The sequence below is a fragment of the Streptomyces boncukensis genome (genome assembly GCF_011045075.1).
GTDB lineage: Bacteria > Actinomycetota > Actinomycetes > Streptomycetales > Streptomycetaceae > Streptomyces > Streptomyces boncukensis.
In genome coordinates this window covers 1-6,558 of record NZ_JAAKZZ010000424.1, presented here as the reverse complement: position 1 = coordinate 6,558, position 6,558 = coordinate 1, and the positions used below count along the sequence as shown (strand labels likewise).

Annotated in this window: 5 protein-coding genes and 1 pseudogene; 4 read left to right on the top strand and 2 right to left on the bottom strand. The window is 74.0% G+C overall.

Annotated elements, in window-relative coordinates; genetic code table 11:
• The 4 genes and pseudogenes from G5C65_RS28695 to G5C65_RS28680 form a co-directional block, all read left to right on the top strand.
• A pseudogene (locus G5C65_RS28695) lies at positions 1-375 on the top strand (hypothetical protein); the annotation flags it as partial.
• A 155-nt stretch (positions 376-530) separates the two neighbouring features.
• On the top strand, positions 531-2,945 hold the full coding sequence (locus G5C65_RS28690) for a HelD family protein (RefSeq protein ID WP_165301952.1): 2,415 nt from the start codon (positions 531-533) through the stop codon (positions 2,943-2,945).
• 316 nt (positions 2,946-3,261) lie between these two features.
• Entirely contained in the window at positions 3,262-4,662 is a 1,401-nt protein-coding gene (locus G5C65_RS28685) for an NAD-dependent malic enzyme (RefSeq protein ID WP_165301950.1), read from the top strand.
• A gap of 397 nt (positions 4,663-5,059) precedes the next feature.
• Positions 5,060-5,341, top strand: a complete 282-nt coding sequence (locus tag G5C65_RS28680; RefSeq protein ID WP_165301949.1) for an HU family DNA-binding protein — start codon at positions 5,060-5,062, stop codon at positions 5,339-5,341.
• Positions 5,342-5,453: 112 nt separating this feature from the next.
• Here G5C65_RS28680 and G5C65_RS28675 read toward each other — a convergent pair whose 3' ends face one another.
• Complete coding sequence (locus G5C65_RS28675; protein ID WP_241266120.1) at positions 5,454-6,089, bottom strand: HAD family hydrolase; 636 nt, start codon at positions 6,087-6,089, stop codon at positions 5,454-5,456.
• Positions 6,086-6,558: GntR family transcriptional regulator (locus G5C65_RS28670; RefSeq protein ID WP_165301948.1), on the bottom strand; the 473-nt coding region annotated here is incomplete at its 5' end. The genes G5C65_RS28675 and G5C65_RS28670, both read right to left, overlap by 4 nt.

The following is a 6,558-nucleotide window of genomic DNA, read 5'->3' as shown; positions in this document are numbered from 1 at the left end:
GGCGGGGACGGCGGCGCGCCGGACCGGCCGCGCGCGGGCGCGGCCCGGCAGCTGTACGAGCAGGGGGAGAAGTTCGGCGCGCGCGACGCGCGGACCCAGGCGCGGGCCACGGTCTCCCTGGAGCCGGTGCCCTGGGGCACCCGGGTGTCGCTGAAGCTCGGCCGGGTGGCCGGGCCGCAGCGCTGCGAGCTCGTCGCCGTGGGCCGGGACGGCGAGCGCCAGACGGTGACGACGTGGGCCGTCCCGGACGCCGGGTACGGCGGGACGGGCGGCGCCGGCTACTACTCCGGCGGGGCGGCGTTCTCGCGTGGCGAGATCGCGCGGTTCGAGGTGGTCACCCTCGACGGCCGGCGACTGGTGACGATCAAGGTCTGACGGGACATGCCCGCTTCGTGGCGTAGGGTGGACGGCTGCCTTTCGGCCAGGAGAAGGGGAACGCCGCGTTGGGAGCGGAGCACGGAGCGGACACGCAAGCGGAGCACACGTACGCGGAGCACACGCAGGCGGAGCACGCGCGGGACGGTGACGGCCTGCGGGACGGTGACGGGCTGCGGGACCGGGAGATCCGGGCCGAGCAGACGCACCTCGACCGGGTCTACCGGCGGCTGGAGGAGAAGATCCACGAGGCGGAGTTCCTGATGGACGACGCCTCCAAGCGCGCGCAGGTCGGCACCCCCGGGGCGCTCGCCGAGCGCGACGCGCAGGTGTTCCGGGCCGGGATCCACCTCAACCGCCTCAACAGCGAGTTCGAGGACTTCCTCTTCGGCCGTATCGACCTGCTGGAGGGCAGGGACGGGCGGCGCGGCCCCGACGGCGCGTACACGTCGGTCGAGCCCGCCGAGGGCGCCGTACAGGACGACGGCACCGCCGTCATCGCCGAGACCCTGCACATCGGGCGGCTCGGTGTGCTCGACGCCGACTACGCCCCCCTCGTCATCGACTGGCGGGCCCCCGCGGCGGCGCCCTTCTACCGGGCGACGCCGGTGGCGCCGGGCCGGGTGGTGCGCCGCCGCGTCATCCGCAGCAAGGGCCGCCGGGTGCTCGGCGTCGAGGACGACCTGCTCCGTCCCGAGCTGGCGGTGAAGGCGCTGGAGGGTGGCGAGCTGCCGGTCGTCGGGGACGGCGCGCTGATGGCGGCGCTGGGCCGGGCCCGCGGGCACGCGATGCGGGACATCGTCTCCTCCATCCAGGCCGAGCAGGACGAGGTGATCCGCGCGCCCGCCGCGTCCGTCACGGAGGTCGAGGGCGGGCCCGGGACGGGGAAGACCGCCGTCGCGCTGCACCGCGCCGCGTATCTGCTCTACCAGGACCGGCGGCGGTACGCGGGCGGCATCCTCGTGGTCAGCCCGACGCCCCTGCTCGTCTCGTACACCGAGGGCGTGCTGCCCTCGCTCGGCGAGGAGGGGCAGGTCGCGATCCGCGCGCTGGGCTCGCTGGCGGAGCACGAGAACGCCGGCAGCGGGGCGGGGACGGCGGGCGCGGTGGCCGAGACCTACGATCCCCAGCCCATCGCACGGATCAAGGGCTCCTCCCGGATGCAGCGGGTGCTGCGCAACGCCGCGCGCGGGGCGCTCGATCTGGGGCTGCGCGCCCCCGTGCCGGAGCGGCTGCGCGTGGTGGCCTCGGGCGCGCGCGTGGAGCTGGAGGCGGACGAGCTGCGCGCGGTGCGGCAGCAGGTGCTCGGCGGTACGGCGCCGGTCAACCTGATGCGCCCGCGCGCCCGCAAGCTGCTGCTGGACGCGCTGTGGGAGAAGTCCGGCGGCTCCCGCCGCTACCCCGACGACCCCGAGCTGGCGGCCGAGGCCCGGGAGGGCTTCGGCGAGGACGTCGCAGCCGAGGACGGCTTCACCGGCTTCCTCGACGCCTGGTGGCCCGAGCTGACCCCGCGTCAGGTGCTGGGCGCCATGGCGGACGAGGGGCGGCTGGCCCGCTGGTCCCGCCGGGTGCTGCGGCCCGGCGAGGCGCGCGACCTGGCCCGCGCGCTGCGCGAGCGGCTCGATGCGGCGGGCAACGGCCCGCTGAGCGTGCACGATGTCGCGCTGCTGGACGAGTTGCGGGTGCTGCTGGGCGCTCCGGCGCGGCCCAAGCAGCGCGAGGTGGATCCGCTGGACCAGTTCACCGGGCTGGAGGAGCTGACCACGGCCGCCGACCGGAACGCCGCCCCGCGCCGCGACCGCACGGCGGAGCGCACGGAGTACGCGCATGTCATCGTGGACGAGGCGCAGGATCTGACGCCCATGCAGTGGCGCATGGTCGGACGGCGCGGCCGGCAGGCGACCTGGACGGTGGTGGGCGACCCGGCGCAGTCCTCCTGGTCCGACCCGGACGGCAGGAGCGAGGCGGTCGAGGCGCGCGACGAGGCGCTCGGCAGGCGCCCGCGCCGCCGCTTCGAGCTGACCGTCAACTACCGCAACCCCGCCGAGCTGGCGGAGCTCGCCAACCGCGTGCTGCGGTTGGCGATGCCGGGCGTGCAGCCGCCGCGCGCCGTGCGGGCCACGGGCATCGAGCCCCGCTTCGTCGCCGTGCCGGACAGCCCGAAGGACAGCGTGACGGAGGGCGGGACGGAGGGCGGGACGGACGGCGCGGCGGGTGGCACACCGGACGGCGCGGCGCTGGGCGACGCCGTACGCGCGGAGGCGGAGCGGCTGCTCGGCGAGGTCGAGGGCACCGTCGGCGTGGTGGTGGCGATGGGCCGGCGCGCGGAGGCCGCCCGCTGGCTGGCCGGGCTGGGCGACCGCGTCGTGCCGCTGGGCAGCCTGGAGGCGAAGGGGCTGGAGTACGACGCGACGCTGGTCGTCTCCCCGGCGCAGATCGCCGACGAGTCCCCGGCGGGCCTGCGGGTGCTGTACGTCGCGCTGACCCGGGCCACCCAGCGCCTCACGGTGCTGTCGGCCGCCGCGGACCTGCCGGACGCGGACGGGGTGCCGGATCTGCTGCGGGACTGAGGCCGGGAGCACCGAAACCCGTTGTCAGGGACGGGAATCGCCTCCTGGGGCTCTTTGTTAAACTGGTGCGTGGCACCGGCCCGATCCATGCCCCCGGGCCCAACCATAGTCGCTACGAGCGACCACTTGCCGCGAGGCGAGCTGGCGGGTCGGTGTCACCTCTCTCTTCTTCTTTCCCTCCCTTTTCTCTCTCCTTTCCTCTCCTTTTGCCGTCCCCGGGCCCCGTTACCGCGTACCGGGGGGTAGGTGCGACTATCGGTTGACGTGTCTCTCGGGACACGCCCAACGTCACAGGGAAAGCAGAGGGAAGTCGGCAATGGCGCCAAGCGTCTCCTATTCGATGACGGTCCGCCTGGAGGTGCCCGCCGGGGGCTCCGCGGTCAGTCAGATCACCACGGTTGTGGAGTCCTCGGGCGGCTCCGTGACCGGCCTCGACGTGACCGCGTCCGGCCATGAGCGGCTCCGGATCGACGTGACGATCGCCGCCAGCTCCACCGACCACGCCGAGGAGATCGTCAGCAAGCTCGCCGCCATCGAGGGCGTGGCGCTCGGCAAGGTCTCGGACCGCACCTTCCTGATGCACCTCGGCGGCAAGATCGAGATGGCGTCGAAGCATCCCATTCGCAATCGTGACGATCTGTCCATGGTCTACACGCCGGGCGTCGCCCGGGTGTGCCGGCAGATCGCGGAGCATCCGGAGGACGCGCGGCGGCTCACCATCAAGCGGAACAGCGTCGCCGTCGTGACCGACGGCTCGGCCGTGCTCGGGCTGGGCAACATCGGGCCGCAGGCCGCGCTGCCCGTGATGGAGGGCAAGGCGGCCCTCTTCAAACGGTTCGCGGGCATCGACGCCTGGCCGCTGTGCCTGGACACCCAGGACACCGACGCGATCGTGGAGATCGTCAAGGCGATCGCGCCCGGCTTCGCCGGGGTCAACCTGGAGGACATCTCCGCGCCCCGCTGCTTCGAGATCGAGGCGCGGCTGCGGGAGGCCGTCGACATCCCCGTCTTCCACGACGACCAGCACGGCACCGCCATCGTCGTGCTCTCCGCGCTCTACAACGCGCTGCGCGTGGTGGGCAAGCGGATCGAGGACATCCGGGTGGTGATGTCGGGTGCGGGCGCCGCCGGCACGGCCATTCTGAAGCTGCTGCTGGAGGCGGGCGTCCAGCACGCCGTGGTCGCCGACATCCACGGCGTGGTGCACGCGGGGCGCGCGGACCTGGCGCAGACCGAGGCGGGCTCGCCGCTGCGCTGGGTCGCGGAGAACACCAACGCGGAGGGCCACACGGGTACGCTGAAGGACGCCGTCGCGGGCGCGGACGTGTTCATCGGGGTCTCGGCGCCGAACGTGCTCGACGGCAGCGACGTGGCGAAGATGGCGGACGGCGCCATTGTGTTCGCGCTTGCCAATCCCGACCCGGAGGTCGACCCGGCGGCGGCACGGGAGTCGGCCGCCGTGGTGGCCACCGGGCGCTCCGACTTCCCGAACCAGATCAACAACGTGCTGGTCTTCCCGGGCGTCTTCCGCGGGCTGCTGGACGCGCAGTCCCGTACGGTCGACGAGCGGATGATGATCGCGGCTGCGAAGGCGTTGGCGGATGTCGTGCAGGAGGACGAGCTGAACGCCAACTACATCGTGCCCAGCGTCTTCAACGAGAAGGTGTCCGGCGCCGTGGCCGGGGCGGTCCGGGACGCGGCCCGCGCCGAGGGTTAGGGTCTGTCCGGTGGGTCCCGGGGTGTCCCGGCGTCCCTGCGCGGCGTCAGCGGCCGGGCACGGCCTAGGCTCGGGTGCGGCCCGTTTCCCCGGTACCGGGGAGAGGCTACGGCGCGTCGGGCCGGTCGTTGCGTGGACGGCGCCCTTAGTGTTGCGGCAGACCAACGGGCTGGGGTGTCACCACAGCGAGGGCGTCGGATTGGCTTTCCCGCCGCAGGTGGGGGCAGGATGCATCCCCAAGGGCTCCGTCCAGGGGTTACCCAGGGGCGCGAGGGTCTGAGGCGGACCCGGTCCGGGGACTGTCACAGGACCCTGGCAGCATCGGCTTCGCAGCACCTGACATGCGGCTTCGCCGCGTGGCACGCCTCATCGGCAAGAAAGACACGGGAGTACGAATATGAACCGCAGTGAGCTGGTGGCCGCTCTGTCCGAGCGTGCCGAGGTGACCCGTAAGGACGCCGACGCGGTCCTCGCGGCCTTCGCCGACACCGTCGGAGAGGTTGTCTCCAAGGGCGACGAGAAGGTCACCATCCCCGGCTTCCTCACCATCGAGCGGACGCACCGCGCCGCCCGGACCGCGCGGAACCCGCAGACCGGTGAGCCGATCCAGATCCCGGCCGGCTACAGCGTCAAGGTTTCCGCGGGCTCCAAGCTGAAGGAATCCGCCAGGGGCAAGTGAGCCCCCTCACGCTCTGAGCACCCCGAAGCAGGGGCGTGCCGGTTCGTCCGGCACGCCCCTGCTCGTGTGTCCGGTGGATGTCGCCGGGTGCGCAAGGTCCGCGGAACACCCGTCAGCGGGTCAGGGTCACCGACTCCAGGGACGTGGTCACCGTCACCCGGGGCGCCGGGGCGATGCCGGGGACCGTCGGCACCGCCAGCACCCGGCAGCCCGCGGCCCGCGCCGCCGCGACCCCCGTCGGCGTGTCCTCGACCGCCAGGCACTCCGCCGGGTGTACGCCCAGCGCGTCCGCTGCCGCCCGGTACGGCTCGGGGTGCGGCTTGCCGCGCCGCGTCTCGCCCGCCGCGACGGAGTACGCGAAGCGGTCCCGGCCCAGCACGCCCAGGACCTCGTCCGCCACCGCCCGCTCCGACGCCGTCACCAGGGCCACCGGCACGCCCCGCGCCCGTGCCTGCTCCAGCAGCCGCAGCGCGCCGGGCTGGACGGTGACGCCCGCCCGTACGCGTGCCGTGAACGCCCGGTCCAGCAGGGCGGTGGCCCGCTCCGCGGTCAGGGCGGGGTCGCGGGCCGCCATGCGGCGGCCCGCGTCGGCGAGGGGGAGGCCCGCGTACGCGGTGACCTCGGACGCGCCGGCGTCCGCGCCGAGGGCCTCGGCGACGGTGCGCAGCCAGTCACGTTCGGTGTCCACCAGCGTGCCGTCCATGTCGCACAGCAGTGCTGCCGGGAGGGGGAGAGGGGGCGGGCTCATGCGCGCTTCCCGGGCTCGGCCGGGCTCGTTCGGGTGAGCGGGTTGGTCCAGGTGGAGTTGCGGACCGTGAAGACGACGGAGCCGGGGCTGTAGCGGTCGTCGGCGGTCTCGACGGGCCGCCCCTCGGCGGTGGTCGTGGTGCGGCGTACGCGCAGCAGCGGCGCGCCCCGGCGGAGCCGCAGCTGCTCCGCGTCCTCCGTGCCCGCTGCGACCGCGTCGATGTGGTGCTCGCCGTGCGCGAGGGCCAGACCGTGGTCGTCGTGCAGCCGCTGGGTGACCGACGGACAGTCGGCGGGGAGTTCGTACACCGCCGGGCCGATCCACTCCGCGTAGGCGGTGCGTTCGAGCAGGACGGGCGCCCCGTCCAGGGTGCGGACCCGCAGCACACGGAGAACCGGAGCGCCCGGTTCCGTCCGGAGTTGCGGCGCCTCCTCGGGCCGCGCGGTGTCCCAGCGGGCCCGGACCACCC